The 18,804-nt window shown below is 65.7% G+C and carries 16 protein-coding genes, 1 tRNA gene and 1 riboswitch; of the genes, 2 read left to right on the top strand and 15 right to left on the bottom strand.

What is annotated here, in order from left to right:
• Positions 1 to 27: 27 nt before the first annotated feature.
• The 12 genes from HMPREF1136_RS10000 to galK form a co-directional block, all read right to left on the bottom strand.
• The gene (locus tag HMPREF1136_RS10000) at positions 28 to 426 is read right to left on the bottom strand and encodes an FKBP-type peptidyl-prolyl cis-trans isomerase (RefSeq protein ID WP_009649224.1); all 399 of its coding nucleotides are present in this window, start codon (positions 424 to 426) and stop codon (positions 28 to 30) included.
• Positions 427 to 471: 45 nt separating this feature from the next.
• A complete protein-coding gene (locus HMPREF1136_RS09995; protein ID WP_009649218.1) occupies positions 472 to 1,446 on the bottom strand; it encodes a Bax inhibitor-1/YccA family protein in 975 nt (324 codons plus the stop codon).
• A gap of 155 nt (positions 1,447 to 1,601) precedes the next feature.
• A tRNA-Leu gene (locus HMPREF1136_RS09990) sits at positions 1,602 to 1,675 on the bottom strand.
• A 36-nt stretch (positions 1,676 to 1,711) separates the two neighbouring features.
• Complete coding sequence (locus tag HMPREF1136_RS09985; RefSeq protein WP_009649228.1) at positions 1,712 to 2,689, bottom strand: Ppx/GppA phosphatase family protein; 978 nt, start codon at positions 2,687 to 2,689, stop codon at positions 1,712 to 1,714.
• Between the two features lie 60 nt (positions 2,690 to 2,749).
• Positions 2,750 to 3,259 carry a DUF501 domain-containing protein gene (locus HMPREF1136_RS09980; RefSeq protein WP_009649213.1) on the bottom strand — a complete coding sequence of 170 codons (510 nt, stop codon included), beginning with the start codon at positions 3,257 to 3,259 and terminating at the stop codon, positions 2,750 to 2,752.
• Positions 3,256 to 4,029 (bottom strand): FtsB family cell division protein, encoded by a 774-nt coding sequence (locus HMPREF1136_RS09975; protein ID WP_009649225.1) that lies wholly within the window; start codon positions 4,027 to 4,029, stop codon positions 3,256 to 3,258. Before HMPREF1136_RS09975 ends, HMPREF1136_RS09980 begins: the two co-directional genes overlap by 4 nt.
• Positions 4,030 to 4,138: 109 nt before the next feature.
• Positions 4,139 to 5,416: a phosphopyruvate hydratase gene (gene eno, locus HMPREF1136_RS09970; RefSeq protein ID WP_034480333.1), complete on the bottom strand. Its 1,278-nt coding sequence runs from the start codon at positions 5,414 to 5,416 to the stop codon at positions 4,139 to 4,141.
• Positions 5,417 to 5,596: 180 nt separating this feature from the next.
• Positions 5,597 to 6,208 carry a hypothetical protein gene (locus HMPREF1136_RS09965; RefSeq protein WP_009649214.1) on the bottom strand — a complete coding sequence of 204 codons (612 nt, stop codon included), beginning with the start codon at positions 6,206 to 6,208 and terminating at the stop codon, positions 5,597 to 5,599.
• A gap of 60 nt (positions 6,209 to 6,268) precedes the next feature.
• Positions 6,269 to 9,847 carry a transcription-repair coupling factor gene (gene mfd, locus HMPREF1136_RS09960; protein WP_009649219.1) on the bottom strand — a complete coding sequence of 1,193 codons (3,579 nt, stop codon included), beginning with the start codon at positions 9,845 to 9,847 and terminating at the stop codon, positions 6,269 to 6,271.
• A gap of 57 nt (positions 9,848 to 9,904) precedes the next feature.
• The gene (gene pth, locus HMPREF1136_RS09955; protein ID WP_009649215.1) at positions 9,905 to 10,507 is read right to left on the bottom strand and encodes an aminoacyl-tRNA hydrolase; all 603 of its coding nucleotides are present in this window, start codon (positions 10,505 to 10,507) and stop codon (positions 9,905 to 9,907) included.
• Positions 10,497 to 11,360, bottom strand: a complete 864-nt coding sequence (locus HMPREF1136_RS09950) for an SGNH/GDSL hydrolase family protein (RefSeq protein ID WP_009649222.1) — start codon at positions 11,358 to 11,360, stop codon at positions 10,497 to 10,499. The genes pth and HMPREF1136_RS09950 overlap by 11 nt, the downstream gene beginning before the upstream one ends.
• Positions 11,361 to 11,463: 103 nt before the next feature.
• A complete protein-coding gene (galK, locus tag HMPREF1136_RS09945; protein ID WP_009649226.1) occupies positions 11,464 to 12,711 on the bottom strand; it encodes a galactokinase in 1,248 nt (415 codons plus the stop codon).
• A gap of 121 nt (positions 12,712 to 12,832) precedes the next feature.
• Between galK and HMPREF1136_RS09940 the strand changes: the two genes are divergently transcribed.
• Positions 12,833 to 13,381: a 2'-5' RNA ligase family protein gene (locus tag HMPREF1136_RS09940; RefSeq protein ID WP_009649229.1), complete on the top strand. Its 549-nt coding sequence runs from the start codon at positions 12,833 to 12,835 to the stop codon at positions 13,379 to 13,381.
• Between the two features lie 374 nt (positions 13,382 to 13,755).
• Here the strand turns inward: HMPREF1136_RS09940 and HMPREF1136_RS09935 are convergent, their stop codons facing one another.
• From HMPREF1136_RS09935 to glyA, 3 genes are all read right to left on the bottom strand, one after another.
• The gene (locus tag HMPREF1136_RS09935) at positions 13,756 to 14,583 is read right to left on the bottom strand and encodes an exodeoxyribonuclease III (protein ID WP_009649223.1); all 828 of its coding nucleotides are present in this window, start codon (positions 14,581 to 14,583) and stop codon (positions 13,756 to 13,758) included.
• A 126-nt stretch (positions 14,584 to 14,709) separates the two neighbouring features.
• A complete protein-coding gene (locus HMPREF1136_RS09930; protein ID WP_009649216.1) occupies positions 14,710 to 15,618 on the bottom strand; it encodes a bifunctional methylenetetrahydrofolate dehydrogenase/methenyltetrahydrofolate cyclohydrolase in 909 nt (302 codons plus the stop codon).
• On the bottom strand, positions 15,615 to 16,904 hold the full coding sequence (gene glyA / locus HMPREF1136_RS09925) for a serine hydroxymethyltransferase (protein ID WP_009649221.1): 1,290 nt from the start codon (positions 16,902 to 16,904) through the stop codon (positions 15,615 to 15,617). Before glyA ends, HMPREF1136_RS09930 begins: the two co-directional genes overlap by 4 nt.
• A 38-nt stretch (positions 16,905 to 16,942) precedes the next feature.
• Positions 16,943 to 17,028, bottom strand: a riboswitch (ZMP/ZTP riboswitch).
• A 308-nt stretch (positions 17,029 to 17,336) separates the two neighbouring features.
• Between glyA and HMPREF1136_RS09920 the strand changes: the two genes are divergently transcribed.
• Complete coding sequence (locus tag HMPREF1136_RS09920) at positions 17,337 to 18,032, top strand: sugar transferase (protein ID WP_009649220.1); 696 nt, start codon at positions 17,337 to 17,339, stop codon at positions 18,030 to 18,032.
• Positions 18,033 to 18,804 lie beyond the last annotated feature (772 nt).

Genomic DNA, 18,804 nt, shown 5'->3' with positions numbered 1-18,804 from the left:
CTGGCCCGCCCCGTTTGTCAACTGCGATTAGTTCACGCCGAGGATGTCCGTGACGAACACGAGGGTCGCGCCGCCGGGGATACCGGCCTGCGGGACGCCGCGCGCGCCATAGCCAAGCTCAGCGGGGATGGACAGCAGGACGCGGTCGCCCACGCGCTTGCCGACCAGGCCCTCGTCCCAGCCGGGAATGACCATACCCACGCCGATCTGGAAGGACAGGGCACCGCCGCGATCAAAGGAGTTGTCGAAGTCGGTGGCGGAGCCGAAGACCGCGCCGTAGTAGTGGCAGGTGATCGTGTCGCCGGCCTCGACCACCTGGCCGTCGCCCGCGCGCAGGACCTCGACGACGAGTTCGTCGGAAGGGGTACCCTCGAAGGCGAGGGCGGGCTTGCGGCCGAATTCGCCGGTGACAGAAATGTTCTCCATGGTGTCTTTCCTTGTTGGGGTAGGGGTCGCTGAGAGGGATGGCCGTCAGTCGCGGCGCATGAAGTAGGACAGGAGCTTGAGGATCTCGAGGTAGATCCAGATGACGTCCGTCATGATCGCGAAGGTGCACAGCCACGAGTACTTCACGGGCACACCGGTGTTCACGCCGACCTTGACGGCGTCGAAGTCGCGCACGAGGCACAGGACGCCGATGATAATCGCGATCACGCCGATGATGACGCCAAGCGGGATGAAGCCGAACACCTTGTAGTTGTTGACGGCCGTCATGTCGACCGCGCCCGAACGGGACAGGATGAGGCTGATCATGTAGTAGAAGAAGAACGAGATCGAGCCGATGGTCGCGATGCGGGTAACCGCGCCCGAGTTGCGGATAAAGCCGAAGCTGAAGGCCCCCAGCGTCACGCCAATGACGACGAGGGTCGCCAGGACCGCGGTCACCACGATGCCCGGGTACACGATCTCGAAGAAGCAGGACAGCGCACCAAGCACCACGCCCTCAATGAGCGAGTAGGCAATGATTGCGCCGGGGCGCACCTTCTTCGAGAACTGGACGAACAGGCCGAGGCCGAGGGTCACGAGGCAGCCGACGGACATGCTGGCCACCGCGATGGAGGGCGACGCGAGACCCATCATCCAGCCGACGGTCGCACCTGCCAGGAGCAGGCCGAAGCAGATGAGGGACTTGACCACGACATCGTCGTAGGTCATGCGGCCGCGATCCACTGCATCGGCGGCGGGAGCGGTCATCATCGCCTCATAGGAGGCCATCGGATCACCGTATGCTCCCTGCTGCTGGCCGTAGGCCTGCGGATCGCCGTAACCGGTCGGCTGACCGTACGCCGGAGCCTGCTGGGCCGCGTACGGGTTCGTCTGTCCGGCGTACGGGTTGGGAGCCTGCTGCGAGGCGGGCTGGTAGCCGGGCATGGTCGGGTATCCGGCGGGGGTTGTCTGCTGGGTGGACCAGTCTTTGACGATTGAGTTCATCACCGGGTTGGCCATATTTCCTCCTTGTTCAGTGACGTATTGCCTCTAGTCTCGCACGGAGGCACGCGCGGAGGGAAACGTACCGTTATGCGTACAACGAAACTGGCCTCCGTCTGTGGCGCGCGCACGCGCAAGGAGCCACGGCCTCGTCCATGAGGCGCACGTGACAGTACCCCCGGTGGGACTCGAACCCACAACACACCGATTTTAAGTCGGTTGCCTCTGCCAATTGGGCTACGGGGGCGGGACGCTACCAGCCTACGGGAGGCTGGCACGCGCATCAAGCCTGGTCGACCATCGCCATCGCGATACCGTCGAGGATGTCGTGCTCGGAGGTGATGATGTCGCTGATGGGGTGCCCGGCCGCCTCCGCGCGCGCGAGGACGCGGGTCACGATCCGACTCCAGATGAGCGCGCCGGCGGCGATGACGTCCTCGCGGCCCTCGGGCATGAAGCCCAGGGATGCCTTGACGGAGGTCGGTTGGTCGACCATGAAGCGCACGGCCTGGTCGAACTGGGCGGCGCTCAGGCGGGCACCGTGAATGCGCTCGGGCTGGTAGGAGGTCAGGCCCAGGGCCTGCGCGGTCAGCGTCGTGACGGTCCCGGCGACCCCGACGAGGGAGCGCACGCGCGCAAGGTCCACTGCCTTCTCGGCACCGTCCAGCTGCTCGTCGATCCATGCGATCGCGCGGGCCTGGTCCTCAGCGGGCACTCCTCCGGACGGATCCACGCGGGCGAAAAACTTCTCCGTGACGCGCACGGCGCCCATGTCGATGGAGATCGCCTGCTTGACGCTCGTCGACCCCAGCACCAGCTCGGTCGAGCCGCCGCCGATATCGACAACCAGCATGGGGGTGCGCACGCTGCCCCCCAGCCCGCCGACGGCACCGCGGAAGGACAGCGAGGCCTCCTCCGTGCCGACGATAACCTCGGGTTCGACGCCGATGACCGCCTTGATCTGGCGGACGAATTCGGCGCTGTTGGAGGCATCGCGCGTCGCCGACGTCGCAACGAAGCGGGTGCGCGTCGCGCCAAGCTTCTCGATCATCCGCTGGTATTCGATGGTGGCTTCCACGGTGCGCGAAATCGCTCCCGGGTCCAGGTAGCCGCGTGCGTCCACCCCCTTGCCCAGGCGCACGATACGCATCTGGCGCGTCAGATCGGCAAGGCGGGTGCGGCCGTCCTCGCCGACGGTAGCGTCGGCGACGAGCAGTCGGATTGAGTTTGTTCCACAGTCAATGGCAGCTACGCGGGTCATCGCTTCGTTTCTCGTGTGTGTCGTCCCGGACGAGGCCGGGGCTAGCTTCGGTGGGCGCGGTCAGCAGGAGCAGCGCGCGGTCGAAAAGAGACCGCGTTCCTCCAGCATTGCGAGTGCCCGGTCTCCGATAGGGTTCACGCCGGGACCCGCGGCCAGGGAATGGCCAACGAGGGCGTGCAGGCACTTGACGCGCGTGGGCATGCCGCCGGCGCTGACGCCGGAAATCTCGGGGACGTCACCCAAGGTCAGGCGCGCGTCGATGTAGGCCTGGTGGGCGCGCGCGTAAGCGGCTCGCAGCTCCTCGTCGGCGGCGAGTTCCTCGTTGAGGGTTTCCATGACGTGCTCGGCCTCAAGCGTCGAGGCACCCTTGACGGCGGCCGGGTGGGTCAGGTAGTAGGTCGTGGGAAACGGAGTCCCGTCGGGCAGGCGCGGAGCCGTTGCGACGACCGTGGGACGCCCGCACACGCAGCGCGCGGCGATACCGACGACGCCTCGGGGCACGCGGCCCAGCTGGTCGCGCAGGACCTCAAGGTCCGCTTCGGTGGCGTCCGTGGTGTTAACGAGGCTCATTCTTCGCTTTCTTCGCCGGTGGTGTTCCCCTGTCCCGACTCGCTGGTATCAGCAGACGGGATGGGATTCGAGGTGGGCGGCTGGTCCGCCTTCCCCACTAGGATAGCGACCTGCTGCACCCAGGGGCGTGCGGGTCCGGTGGGTGTCGCCGCAGCAGCCATGGCGGAGTCCTGATATTGCGGCCCCGGATCAACCACCGTGTATTGAGTTTCACCCGGACGCACGTATCCCAGGCGTTCGCGTGCCTGCGTCGAGATGTAGTCGGGATCGTTCCACAGGTCAAGCTGACGCTGCATGTCGGCGTTCTTCTTCTGCTGCTCAGCGACCTGTGACTTGATCTGCACGAGTTCGCGCTCCTGCTGCCACCACTGGAAGAGGCTGGGCACGAGCATGACCGAGAGGATCGCCGCGACGACCATGACGACGACTAGCCGCGTGGACACGTCCAAGCCGCCGATCGACAGGATGTTGCCATTCTCGCGCGGCATTCGCTTCGCACCGCGTTCACGAGTGCGTGCGGCCAGTCGCTCACGGGCCGAGGACGCGGTTGCCTTCGTGGAATCCGACTGAGTACGCCCGGCTTTCTTGCGATCCGCTTTGCTGGCTTTCTTCTTTCCCCGCGCCGAGGCCTCGTCTTTCTTTGCAGCCTGTGCGGCAGCCCGGCGCTGACGTGACTTTTCCGCGTTGATCTCGCGCGTCGAACGCGCCCCGTCAGAGGAGGACGCGCGACGACGCGGGGATGGGCGGGAGGAGGGACGACGACTAGCCATTCTTCTATCGTGCCCTATCGGGGCGATTTTGGCCTGGTTCCACGCCGTGAAAAAACTCCGCGCGGATCCTTGCGGACCCGCGCGGAGCTATGCGGCTAGTTGCCTAGGCTCACTTGAAGCGAGGGAAGGCAGAGCGGCCGGCGTAGACGGCGGCCTCGCCCAGCTGCTCCTCGATGCGCAGCAGCTGGTTGTACTTGGCGACGCGCTCGGAGCGAGCGGGAGCACCGGTCTTGATCTGGCCGGAGTTGGTGGCGACGGCCAGGTCGGCGATGGTGGTGTCCTCGGTCTCGCCGGAGCGGTGCGAGGTCATCGTACGGTAGCCGTTGCGGTGCGCTTCCTCGACGGCGTCGAGGGTCTCGGTCAGCGAACCGATCTGGTTCACCTTGACGAGCAGCGCGTTCGCGGCACCCAGCTCGATGCCCTTCTTCAGGCGGGCGGGGTTGGTGACGAACAGGTCGTCGCCGACCAGCTGGACGCGGCCACCGATCTCGGCGGTCAGGGCCTTCCAGGCATCCCACTCGTCCTCATCCAGCGGATCCTCGATGGAAACCAGCGGGTAGTTCGAGATGAGCTTCTCGTAGTACTCAACCATGTACTCGGTCGAGCGGCCTTCACCCTCGAACTGGTACAGGCCGTCCTTGAAGAACTCGGAGGAGGCGACGTCCAGGGCCAGGGCAACGTCCTCGCCCGGCTTGAAGCCAGCCTTCTCGATCGCGGAAACGATCAGGTCGAGGGCCTCAGCGTTGGAGTCCAGGTTGGGGGCGAAACCGCCCTCGTCGCCCAGACCGGTGGACAGACCGCGGTCCTTCACGACGCCCTTGAGCGTGTGGTAGACCTCGGCACCCCAGCGCAGGGCCTCACGGAAGGAGGGAGCGCCGAGGGGGGCGATCATGAACTCCTGGATGTCAACGTTGGAGTCCGCGTGGGAGCCACCGTTGAGGATGTTCATCATGGGGACGGGCAGGACGTGAGCGTTGGGGCCGCCCAGGTACTTGTACAGGGGCAGGTCCGCGTACTTCGCGGCGGCCTTGGCCACGGCGAGGGAGACGCCGAGGATGGCGTTCGCGCCGAGCTTGCCCTTGTTGGGGGTGCCGTCCAGGTCGATCATGGCCTGGTCGATGTAGCGCTGATCGTCGGCTTCCTCGCCGATGAGCTCGGGGGCGATCTGCTCGACGACGGCGTCAACAGCGTCCTGGACGCCCTTGCCGAGGTAGCGGCCCTTGTCGCCATCGCGACGCTCGACGGCCTCGAACGCGCCGGTGGACGCGCCGGAGGGAACGGACGCGCGCGCAGCGGTGCCGTCCTCAAGGACGACCTCGACCTCAACGGTCGGGTTACCGCGCGAGTCGAGGATCTCGCGTGCACCAATGCCTTCAATAACTGCCACGTCATTCTCCAATCGATGTTGTTGCGTGGAAGCGGTCAGTACAACGGTAATACGGACCGCCATGTGTGGTCACCCCCGATGAGGCGACGTCTTATTGTTTGGAGCGAAACGCTCCTATGCGCGACGCCGGACAAGCGACATTAGTCCCCCGCCTACTGTGAGCGAACACTCACACGTGCGTCACTGCGTCTTAGGGCCATTCGTTCCCCCGCCCATCAGCGAGGACACGTCGGGGTCCTTCGGAGCGGCGACTGCGTCTCCGTACAATGGGACCTCCGGGGTGTTGGTTCCGCCGAGGGAGGGCTGAACGAAGCGCGGGTTGAGGATGGCACCGGAGTTCTTCTGCGCCTCTGCCAGGGCGGCGGATGCGATCTTTCCAGCCGTCGGGTCGACCTGAGCCTGCGCGTTGATAAGCTGACTGATCGTCTCAGATTCGAAGATGGCACGGGTCGCACGCCCCATTGTGGCGGGCACAGTGCCTCCAGCCTGTGCGACGTCCTGCGCGATCAGCGCGTCAACCTGTTCGTCGGTGACGGTAATGCCCACGCTGGCACCTGCGGCGGCCAGGGCTTCACTATTCATCAGACTCGTACGGATCCCATACTCGGTATCCACTGACTTCGTGAGCTTCATGTCGAACAGCTCCTGGGCGGCTTCCTTGATGTCCGCGTTGGAGTATGTGACTCCCGACGAGGTGATGACGGCAGCGCCGGGATGGGTGGAGCACGCCCCCATTCCCAGTCCTGCGGCCACAATCAGGGCGGTGGATGCCAGCTGGCGTGTGTAGCGCACGAGCGTTCCTTCCTCAGATGTGTTGCGACGCAATAGGACCAGTGTATTCCACCACAGGCACTACTCGCCAAAAGGCACAAGGATCTTGGTCACCAGCGTCTCCACCCACTCCAGGAGCGGGCCATCGGTGAGCGGGGCCCCGCCGACGCGCGAGGTGAGCGGGAGGGGCACGAGGACCTGACGGACAGCGGCCTTGATGACCGTGCCCGGATGCAGGCGTTTGAGGCGCATCACCTGGGAGTCGCGCAGCTCGACGGGCGAGACGCGCAGGTACTTGCCCTGAGTGACAATCTCCGTAATCCCCGCGCGGCGCACGGTCTCGCGCAGGCGGGCGACCGCGAAGAGCAGGTCGACCTGGGGAGGAATCGGGCCGTAGCGGTCGACGAGTTCCTCGCGCACGTCCTTCTCCTGCTCGGGGGTGGTCGTGGCCGCGATCTTGGCGTAGACCTCGAGGCGCAGGCGTTCGCCGCGCACGTAGCCCTCAGGAATGTGCGCATCCACCTGCAGGTCCATGCGCACGTCCGCCTTTTCCGCGGGTGCATCGCCCCGGTAGGCGGCCACGGCGTCGGAGACCATGCGCACGTACAGGTCGAATCCGACGCCTTCGACATGGCCGGACTGGGCGCCACCCAGGAGGTTACCGGCACCTCGGATCTCAAGGTCGCGCTGGGCCACGGCCAAGCCCGCGCCCAGCTCGGTGTTCGCCGCGATTGTTTTCAGGCGCTCGTGCGCGGTCTCGGTCAGGGCCTTATCACCCGGGTAGAAGAAGTACGCGTAGGCGCGTTCGCGGCCTCGTCCGACGCGCCCGCGCAGCTGGTGGAGCTGGGAGAGACCGAAGGTGTCGGCGCGGTCAACGATGAGCGTGTTCGCGTTGGAGATGTCTAGGCCGGTTTCGACGATGGTCGTGCACACGAGGACGTCGAACTCGTGGTTCCAGAAGTCCTGGATGACGGCCTCGAGCTGGTGTTCGTTCATCTTGCCGTGGGCGGTGCGCACGCGGGCCTCGGGGACCAGCTCGGAGATGTGGGCGGCGACCGAGGAGATCGAGTCGACACGGTTGTGCACGTAGAACACCTGTCCATCGCGCAGCAGCTCGCGCCGGATTGCGGCGCTGACCTGGGCATCCGTGTAGGCGCCGACGAAGGTCAGGACGGGCTGGCGTTCTTCGGGCGGGGTCTGGAGGATCGACATCTCGCGGATGCCGGAGATCGCCATCTCGAGGGTGCGTGGGATGGGGGTGGCGGACATGGATAGGACGTCCACGTCGGTGCGCAGGGCTTTGAGGGTTTCCTTGTGTTCGACGCCGAAGCGCTGTTCCTCGTCGATGATGACCAGGCCGAGCTTCTTGAAGGAGACGGTGCCGGTCAGCAGGGAGTGCGTGCCGATGACCAGGTCGATTTTGCCCGAGGCCAGCCCCGCCTTGACCTCTTCGGTTTCCTTCGGGGTGGAGAAGCGCGAGAGGGTGCCGATGTGCACGGGGAACCCGGCGTAGCGTTCGGCGAAGGTCTCCGCGTGCTGGGTGACCAGCAGGGTCGTGGGCACGAGGACCGCAACCTGGTAGCCGTCCTGGATGGCTTTAAAGGCGGCGCGCACGGCGATTTCGGTCTTTCCGTAGCCGACGTCGCCGGTGAGCAGGCGGTCCATGGGGACGGGTTTTTCCATGTCGGCCTTGACCTCATCGATGGTGACGAGCTGGTCGGGTGTCTCGACGTAGGGGAAGGCGTCCTCGAGTTCGCGCTGCCAGGGCGTGTCGGGTCCGAAGGCGTGCCCCTTGGTCTGCTGGCGCACGGCGTACAGGCGGATGAGTTCCTTGGCGACCTCGTTGACGGCCTTCTTCGCGCGAGCCTTCGTCTTCGCCCAGTCAGCACCACCCATCTTGGTGAGGGAGGGTTCGTCGGATCCCGTGTACTTGGAGATCTGGTCGAGCGCGTCGGTGGGCACGAAGAGCCGGTCGGCGGGCTGGCCACGCTTGGAGGGCGCGTACTCGATGACCAGGTAGTCGCGCGTGGAGGCCGCGTCCCCACGCCCGATTGTGCGGGAGACCAGCTCGATGAAACGCCCGATGCCGTGCTGGTCGTGGACAATGTAGTCACCGGGGTGCAGGGTCAGGGGGTCGACACCCTTGCGCCTGCGCGAGGGCATGCGCCGCATGTCGCGCGTGGTGGCTCCGACGCGACCGGTCAGGTCTCCCTCGGTGAGGATCGCGAGTTTCAGGTGGGGCGCAACGAAGCCGACGCCGGCCTGCGCGGTCGTGATCGTAACGAGGCCGGGGTCGGGCTGCGCTTCCACGTTGTCCGCGAGCGCGGCCGGGCACGAGGCGTCGGTGAGGATGGAGCGGATGCGTCGGCCGGGGCCGGGGCCTTCGGTGGTGACGACGATGCGCCAGCCGTCTCTGGCCAGGTCGGTGAGGTCGGCGGCGGCGCGGGCGAAGTCCCCGCGGTAGGGGTGCACGTCGCGGGCACCTACGCGCATGAGGGTGGGCGAGACGACGACGGGGGCAGGGCCGTCCGCTGAGGGCGAGTCGGCCTCGTCGATGGCGGAGGCGAGGTCGGCGGGCGGCAGGTCGGTGAGTTCCCACCAGGGGCGCGTCCCGCTCCCCCACAGGTCCCCCAGGTCGAGGAACGAGGCCTTGGAGGCCTCGAGGGGGGTGTCGGCTCCCCCGGCTGCGGCGCTCCACGCGGCGGCGAGGAACTCCTCGGTCGTGGCGACGAGGTCGGCGGCGCGAGCACGGATGCGTTCGGGGTCGGAGGCGAGGATCGGTGAGCCTGCGGGCAGCAGGTCAAGGAGGGAGTCCATGCCGGACACCAGGATGGGGGCCAGGGATTCGATGCCGGGGGCCGCGATTCCTTCGGCGGCGAGGCTGAGCATCTCGGCGGCACCGGGCAGGCGGTCGGCGGCCTCGCGGGCGCGGGCGCGCACGGCCTGGGTCAGGAGCAGTTCGCGGCAGGGCACGGCCCACACCCCGTCGGTGGCCTCGCCGAGGGTTCGCTGGTCGGAGACGGAGAAGGCGCGGATGTCGTCGACCTCGTCGCCCCACAGCTCGACGCGCAGGGGGTGGGGTTCCTGGGGCGGGAACACGTCGAGGATGCCGCCACGCACGCTCATCTGGCCGCGTCCTTCGACCATGTCGACGCGCTCGTATCCGAGCTCGGCCAGTCGGTTCGTGACGTCCGTGAGGTCCAGGATGTCGCCGGTGCGCACACGCACGGGTTCGAGGTCCGCCAGGCCGGAGATGATCGGCTGGAGGAACGCGCGAATGGGGACGACGAGGACCGAGATCGGGCCCGCGCTCTCGTCTCCGGCCACCGGGTGGACGAGGCGGCGCAGGACGGCGATGCGCCGTGCCATCGTGTCGACCTGGGGCGAGAGACGCTCGTGGGGCAGGGTCTCCCACGCGGGCAGCATCGCGACACCCGGGATCCACGAGGCCAGGGCGTTGGTCAGCGTCTCGGCGTCGCGCCCGGTGGCGGTGAGGACCACGAGCGGCGTTGCCGCGCGCGTGGCGACGGTCGCGAGGAGGGGCGGCCGAATACCGACGGGGGCAACGATTGTGCCCGAGCGGCCCGCCTCGATGGAGTCGGTGGCCGTTTCGATCGCGGGATCGGTAGAGATGTCCGGGAGGAGTCCGGTAAGTAGCACGCGCTGCCTTTCGCGGTGAGGGTACGCGGTGGTGCCCAACGTGGGGCACCACCTTGTTCAGGACCCGGTGTGCAGGATCATCTGGGTGGGGGCAAAACCCTTGGTCACGATGTCTTCGACGACGTCAGCTGCCTGCTCGAAGGTCACGTCCCAGTCGGGGCGTTCCTTGGAGGGCAGGGCGGCCAGCACATAGTCGGCGGGATCCATGCGCCCCGGGGGACGCCCGACACCGATGCGCAGGCGCGCGTAATCACGGGTATGCAGGTGCTGGGTGAGGGACTTCAGGCCGTTGTGGCCGCCCTCTCCCCCGCCGACCTTCAGGCGCAGGGTGTGCGCGGGCAGGTCCATGTCGTCGTGAATGACGAGAATACGAGCCGGGGGGACCTTCAGGAAGGAGGCGAGCGCACTGATCGGGCCGCCCGAGGTGTTCATGTAGCTGTCCGAGCGCGCGAGAAGCACGCGGGGGCCGGGCACGCCACCCGGGCCGATCCCGAGGCGCACGTCGGCAGTGTGTGTACGCGAGCGGTGCGATGTCAAGGTCGCACCGCCGCGCGCGGCCAGCACGTCGAGGGTCAAATACCCGACGTTGTGTCGAGTGGAGGCATACTGCGCGCCGGGGTTACCCAACCCGACGACGAGCCACGGTCCGTCAGTCGTCATACTCCGATTGTGCCACCCGCGCCGAGAGCATGTCCCACTGGGGGGCGTCCTCGGCGACGGGGGCTGGCTCACGTCGGGACTCGGCCCAGGCGTCGGCGAAGAGCTGCGCCCACTTGGCGTAGGCGGCCGAATTGGGATGGAAGAAGTCCGCCGCGTGGTAGGCGAACGTGTACGTCGGCAGCGAGTATTCCTGGGTGAGAGAACGCAAGTCGACCAGGTGCGCGTCGGAGTCCTCGACAGCGGCGCGGATGCGGTCGGACATGTCCTGCGCGCGGCTCTCCTGCGGCATGATGCCAAACGACGGGATCGTGGAGACGAGGGCGCCGGACGGCAGCGCAGCCAGGATCCGACGCAGACGCTCCTCGAACTGGCCGGGTGCCATATCCTCGGCCATCACGTCGTTACCACCGATAGTCAGCGTCACCAGGTCGGGGCGGTAGGGGCCGTCCAGCAGGCCCAAGCCGCGCATCTGCGGGAGCTGAGTGAGTTCCACGGACTCGATGGTGGCACCCGACAGGGACAGGTTGAGCAGCAGAACCTCGCGATCCATCTGCTGCGTAATCGCCGAGGCCAGGCGCGCCGGGTAGGACTCGGTGACGCGCGAGGCACCCATACCCTGCACGGAAGAATCGCCGAGGGAGACGATCAAGTAGGGGGACTCCCCCTCGGGGTGCTCGTCAAGCTGACGCAGGCGCTCAAGCGTGGCCAGATTGTGATTCTCCCAGGACCGACGGTAGTCACCGCGCTGGGAATCGAGGCGCAGCAGACGCCCAATCGCCACGCCGCCGCCGAAGAGACTCGCACCGCCAGCCGCCGCGCCCGCCACCTGCCATGCTCGTTTGCCGATCCCCATGTTGCGTCCTTCCCGCGTTTTCGTTGCTCCCTCAAGTGTAACGAGGCCGGGGCCGGTGCTTCAAATGCTGAAGCACCGGCCCCTCGGATCGTCTCAGGATTCTTTAGCTCAGCCGCCCCGCTGGCGCACCCGGCAGAGCCCGGATGAAGTGAGGAGCCTGCCAACCACGCGCCTCGTAGGCGTCCGCAACAGCCCGGGCCACGCCGAGCACAGCATCCGCACTGACAAGCGCAATCGCACTGCCGCCAAAACCGCCGCCCGTCATACGAGCACCATACGCGCCCGCAGCTCGCGCCGCCTCCACGGCCACATCCAACTCCTCACAGGACACCTCATAGTCGTCACGCAGCGAGTCATGCGAATCATTCATGAGGGCACCCGCAACCGCCACGCGCACACCCTCCAGCGGCCCCTCATCCAACAGCTCGATGAAGGCGCGCGTACGCGCAATCTCAGACACAACATGGCGAGTGCGCGCAGCCAAACGCTCACCACCCAACGCAGCCGAGGCCTCGTCCACATCCTCCACATCGACCAGCTGATCCACACCCAGGATGCGCGCCGACTCCTCACAATCCGCGCGGCGCGACCCGTACTGACCATCCGCCAGCGAATGCTTGGCACGCGTGTCGATGACGAGAAGCTCCAGCCCGACCGCCCCCAAATCGAAGGGAACCTGGCGCGTCGACATATCGCGGCAGTCGAGGGCCAGCGCATGCCCCTCACGACAGCGCAGGGATGCCGTCTGATCCAGCCCACCCGTGTTCGCCCCCGCAATCTGATTCTCCGCCGCCTGAGCAGCCTCAACCAGCACCTTGCGCCCCTCGTCGTCGGGGGCCTCAACCGTGCCCGCCAGACCCAGCGAGCACACCTCATCGAGAGCAACCGCCGTCGCACACTCCAACGCGGCACTCGACGACAGACCAGCGCCCAGCGGCACACACGACCACAAGGCCGCATCAAAACCGCGCAACGGCCCATACCCAGCCCGATCCAGCGCCCACGCCACACCCGCCAGATACGCCGTCCAATGGTTCGTCACCTCACCCGGCGTACCCTTCGGACCCAACGTGTCCAAATCCAACACATCAACCGCCGCACGCGTCTGCGTCGACACAAGACGCACCATCCGATCCGCGCGCGGCGACAACGCAACAAACGCACGATGCGGCAACGCAATCGGCAGACACGGCCCCCCGTTATAATCCACATGCTCGCCAATAATGTTGACGCGACCAGGCGCACTCCACACGCCCCTCGGCTCATAGTCAAACGTTTCACGAAACAGAGCCGCAGCCTGCTCGGCACCCTCCTCCGGGGTAGCAGCATCGGCCCACACGAGAGCGGTCATCAGATCCTCCTTGGTCTCACTCACCACAAGGCTACGTGAACGCCCTCACAACCTTCAAGCGCTATCCAACCCCACCACACCGGTACAGTGGAAAGCCCACCCCGCGACACAGGCAGGCCACATGTTCCTCCCCCAACGACTCCCCGGCCAAGACTGGCTCGGCGTCGTCGTCGCCATCCCCGAACCCTGGGTCTCACACCTGACAGACCTGCGCCTACGCCTCGGAGACCTCGCCGGATCACGCATCCCCGCACACATCACCCTCATGCCACCCACACCCGTCGCCCGCGACGCACGCGCCGACGTCATCGACCACCTACGCGCCATCGCCGCCCGACACGCCCCCTTCCGCATCACCCTATCCGGCACCGACTCCTTCCGGCCCATCTCCAACGTCGCCTTCATGACCCTCACCGAAGGAGCGAACGCCTGCACCGACATCGCCGAGGAAATCCGCTCCGGCCCCCTCGACCACGAAGCACGCTTCCCCTACCACCCACACGTCACACTCGCCCAGGACGTCGACGACGTCGCCCTCGACCTCGCCCTCGACATCGGCGCAACCGTCGAAGCCTCCTGGATCGTCCCCGGCTTCCGCCTGGACCGCATCTACCCATCCGGGATCTATTCCTCAATCGCCCTCTTCGACTTCGACGCCTCCGGACGCTGAGTTCCTGCCCACCTCGCTTCCGCGCGGCACCTTCGCCACCACACTTCCAGGCGGCACGAGGCCTGCCCACTTGATCCGGCCGGTTGCGCCTGTGGGCGGCGGCCCGCCCGCGAGATCGCCACACACGAGCTTCGCTCGGAGTGGTCGATCTCGAAGCCCGGCCAGGCCCCGCCACCGCCCACAGGCACCACAACCAGGCCCCGCAGACCTCGCGCCGCCCTCTCGTCACTGGGAGCGGACCCACCAGACCCCGCAGGCCTCGCGCCGCACACCGGCACCACAGCCAGGCACAACCTCCGCGCGCATACACGAAAGGCCGTGGCCGCCTAGGACACCTCCGCTCCCAGGCCAGCCACGGCCTCGTCGATGAAACGTCAGATGTCGTAGGTCACCGAAACGGGCGCGTGATCCGAGAAACGCTCCGCATACTCATCGGCGCGGCCAATCTCGAAGGAACGCGCGCGCTCCCCCAGGGCCGGCGTCGCGTACTGGTAGTCGATGCGCCAGCCCGCGTTATTGACGAAGGCCTGACCGCGCCACGACCACCACGAGTAGGGACCCTGCACGTCGCCAGCCAAGTCACGTACGGTGTCGCGCCAGCCCTCGTCCACCCACTGGTTGAGGAAGGCGATCTCCTCATCGAGGACGCCCGCGCGCTTGTTGTGGTTCGGCTTCCAATTCTTGATGTCAGCCTGCGAGCGCACAACGTTGAAGTCGCCGCACACCAGCGACGACATGCCTCCGTCCGCCTCCTCGGCGAGCAGCTCGGCCATGCGTGCCCCGATGCGCGGCAGGTGCGCCATCTTCGCCTCCTGCTTGGGCGTATCCTTCTCACCTGAGTGGAAGTAAGCGGAGACGACACGAACCGGGGTCTCGCCGCCCTCGGGGCGCACGACAGCCTCGAGCCACCGGCCCGAATCCACGTCCAACTCAGCATCATCGAGGATCAGGCGGGGATCGCCCTCCAGACGCGCGCGCCCGCGTCGCACGGCCACACCCACGCCCGCGCGACCCTTGATACGGCAGGGAACCCACACGCTCTCCCAGGCCTCGCCCATGATCTCGCGGGAGATCTCCTCTGGTGCACGCACCTCCTGCATGAGCAGCACATCCGTGTCAGACGCCCCCAGCCAGTCGAGGAAGCCGCGCTTGTGGGCGGCGCGAATGCCGTTGAGGTTCACGGTGGTCACCGTCAGGGTCATCGTTTTCTCCTTACGCGAGTTTTTCTCCAGTCTAGAGGAACGAGGAGGCGCGGCGAGGAGTTGGATTCCTCGCCGCGCCTCCCGCGTATTATCAGGTGTCTACCGATTGTCACCGGCAGGGTCCGCTTACTGGAGGCCGAGGCCCGCCTGGCGTTCCGCTGCCTCGACGACGTTCGTGACGAGCAGAGCACGCGTCATCGGCCCGACTCCACCCGGGTTCGGGCTGAGCCAGCTGGCGACCTGATCGACGCCGTCCGCGACATCGCCTTTGAGGCGGGCCTTACCGTCGGCGTCCGTCACGCGGCTCACGCCGACATCCAGGACAACCGCGCCGGGGGCCACCATCTCGGGAGTAATGATTCCCGCAGAACCCGCCGCAGCCACGATCACGTCCGCTCGGCGCACGTGATCAGCCAGGTTGATCGTGCCCGTGTGACACACATCGACCGTCGCGTTCACTTCCTTGCGCATGAACAGCAGACCGATCGAACGACCCACGGTCACGCCACGCCCAACCACACACACGTTCTTACCAGCCAGGTCGATCCCGTGGCGCTCCACGAGCTCGATGACCGCGCGCGGCGTGCAAGGCAGCGGCGAGTCGATGGGACCCGAACCGCGCAGGACCAGGCGACCAAGGTTCATCGGGTGCAGCCCATCCGCGTCCTTGGCCGGATCAATGCGTTCCAGGACCGCGTTGGTGTCGATGCCACGAGGAAGCGGCAGCTGCACGATGTATCCCGTGCACGCCGGATCAGCGTTGAGCTGATCGATGGCAGCCTCCACCTGCTCCTGCGTCGCGTCCGCGGGCAGGTCCACGCGGATCGACTCCGCGCCGATCTGGGCACAGTCGCGGTGCTTGCCGGCGACGTAGGCAACGGACCCGGGGTCCTCGCCCACAAGAATCGTGCCGAGGCCCGGGACGACCCCGAGATCGCGCAAGCGATCCACGCGCTCCTTAAGTTCAGCCTTGATAGCTGCGGCGGTCGCCGTGCCATCAAGAACCCGCGCGGATCCCTCCCAGGGAGCCCTCACTGCTCGAGTCCCGCGTACAGGGGGTGCTTGTCCGTGAGCTTCTTGACGCGGGCACGCAGCGCATCCACCTCAACATTGCTGCCAGACGCGCCCTGCGCCAGCGTCGTACCGATGATGTCTGCGACCTCCGCGAAGTCCTCGGCGTCGAAACCGCGCGTCGCGAGGGCGGGGGTGCCGATGCGCAGACCCGAGGTGACGGCCGGCGGACGCGGGTCAAAGGGCACCGCGTTGCGGTTGACGGTGATGCCAACTTCGTGCAGCAGGTCTTCGGCCTGCTTGCCGTTGAGCTCGGACTCGACGAGATCAACGAGGACCAGGTGCACGTCGGTGCCGCCGGTGACCAGCTTGATGCCCGCGTTCTTTGCGTCGTCAGCGCCCAGACGCTCCGCAAGAATCTGCGCGCCCTCGAGGGTACGACGCTGGCGATCCTTGAACTCCTCGGTCTGCGCGACCTTCATGGCAATGGCCTTCGCGGCGATCACGTGCATGAGGGGGCCGCCCTGCTGGCCGGGGAACACGGCGGTGTTGAGCTTCTTGCCCCACTGCTCGCCGCGCGAGGACAGGATCATGCCGGAACGAGGCCCGCCCAGGGTCTTGTGAACCGTCGTCGTGACGACGTCGGCGAAGGGGACGGGGTTCGGATGCAGGCCTGCGGCCACGAGGCCAGCGAAGTGAGCCATATCCACCCAGAGGGCTGCGCCAACCTCGTCTGCGATGTCACGGAATGCCTGGAAGTCGAGGTGACGCGGGTAGGCCGACCAGCCGGCGATGATCACGCGCGGGCGTTCGGCGAGGGCGGCCTCGCGGACCTTCTCGGGTTCAATGCGCATGGTCTCGCGGTCGACCTCATAGGCGACCGCCCTGTAGTGCTTGCCCGAGAAATTCAGGCGCATGCCGTGAGTCAGGTGGCCACCGTGGGCCAGGGACAGACCCAGGATCGGGTCACCGACGTTTGCCATTGCCATGAGGGCGGCAGCATTAGCCTGCGCACCCGCGTGGGGCTGAACGTTGACGTAGTCGCCGCCGAAGACCTGCTTGGCACGCTCAATGGCGAGCGATTCAGCAACATCGACAAACTCGCAACCGCCGTAGTAGCGACGACCCGGGTAGCCCTCTGCGTACTTGTTTGTCAGGACGGAGCCCTGGGCTTGAAGGACTGCACGCGGAACGAAATTCTCAGATGCGATCATCTCGAGGGTGTCTCGCTGACGTCCCAGTTCGGCGTCCAGCACTGCCTGGATTTCGGGATCCAGCTGCGCCAGTGTCATGTCGTTGAGGGAGTCCATATGGTTCTCCTGTTGATCAGTCGAATGTGATGTCGGCAACTTCAAGCCCAGGCGGGCGGCTCTCGATGCAGGCACGCCGCTCCCCGGTGGTACCCCACCTATTTCGCCAGTCACGACGCGTGTACAAGTCTATCTCCCCCCGTTAACCCGCGCATTCTGCCAAGATGTCAGCAATCGACCGAACGGTCACCTAACATGACACCGCGACTCGTCAGACAGTCTCAATGTGTGAAATCACAGCCCATTTTCGCTTGTACTTAACCCTTTGGTTAGCAAATAAGTTAACCGTATGGATAGACTAGGGTTAACACCTAACGGTGACTGAGGCGCCCAGGAATTACTTACTCAGTAAATGTCCTGACCATCGGGGGATCCACTCCTCTAACCAACCTACAGTATTTGAGTTTGAAGAAGTAGAAGGAAGACGCACAGATGACAACTTTGACGAAGCCAACTGCACGCGCCGCCTCAACGGCTCTCGCATTCGAGCATGCGTCGGATTTCGCCGCGTCCGCCGACAACGCCATCAAGCGCATGTGCGACATTATCGCCTCGCTTATCGGCATCATCCTGCTGACACCGGTATGGATCATCGTTGCAGCGATGGTGCGCCTACACGACGGCGGCCCTGCTTTCTTCAAGCAGGAGCGCGTGGGCCTCGACGGCACGACTTTTACCATGTTTAAGTTCCGCACCATGCACGTTGATGCGGAAGCCATGAAGGCCTCGCTCGCCGAGGCTAACGAGGCCGACGCCAGCGCCGGTAATTCCGTCATGTTCAAGATGGCGAACGACCCCCGCGTCACCCGCATCGGCGCCTTCCTTCGTAAGACTTCGATCGACGAGCTCCCCCAGCTCTTCAACGTTCTTCGCGGTGATATGTCTCTCGTCGGCCCGCGCCCCCCGCTCCCCAGCGAGGTTGCGCAGTACGAGCCGCGCGTCATGGGCAAGTTCGCGGTCCGCCCGGGCATTACCGGCCTGTGGCAGATCTCCGGGCGCTCCAACCTTTCCTGGGACGAGACAGTCCACCTGGACCTGTCCTACGCCCAGCACCGTTCCCTCACGCTCGATGCGTGGATCGTGCTGCAGACCATTCCCGCTCTGCTGCGCCACGAGGGAGCCTACTGATTCTTTCTGCGTGTGTGTGAATAGGGTGAGGCCCGAGCCAAACGGCTCGGGCCTCACCCTTTGACGCACACAATGCGTCGCATGCCCGCATAGATAGGGGCGCGCTATAAAAGGTCGCCACAGCGCCTTGAAGACACCTCAAACCCTCGGAACAACGCGCAGACGCTGGCGCAATCAGAGTCAGCCAGGAGCGCCAGCAGCACCCTCACAAACATTACGTGCGCCGACGGCACATAACTGACTCCACGATGACATACGCACTGACAGACTCAAGGGACCAGTAGGACAGCTCACCTCCCCTATCGGCACGATCACAGCAGGAGTGGCAATACCACATGCTAGATTTGAGCATCGATGATGCCCACAGTCGTTTGACACTGCCACCGTCAAACCCGCTCTTCGACCTCCTGAAAGCCGATGTCAAAACCTGAATAACGGTTGTTGCGCACCTAACAACCTGCATATTCGACAGTGGCACGTGCAACCTTTTTCCATCCGCCCATGAGACGCGATGACCACTTGGAATCAGGTCTAAGAGCCGCATATTATGCTCGACACACATCTTGACAGAAAGTGTCATAGTGTCTTATCTCGCATGTCATACGCCTCGCAGACCGCCAGACTTCGAACGTCTGGCAATCTCTTGCATCCTCACGACACACCCAGCCAGACCTATGTCAACGCACGACTGCGCCCACTCCGAAACACATGGTGTTGACCCGGGAGATGGTGCTGTCAGCGCGACACGTACACCCAGCTGAGACCATACGGC

It is taken from the genome of Actinomyces sp. ICM47 (assembly GCF_000278725.1).
Lineage (GTDB): Bacteria > Actinomycetota > Actinomycetes > Actinomycetales > Actinomycetaceae > Pauljensenia.
The sequence above is the reverse complement of the archived record's forward strand: the minus strand, read 5'-3'. Positions and strand labels throughout refer to the sequence as shown.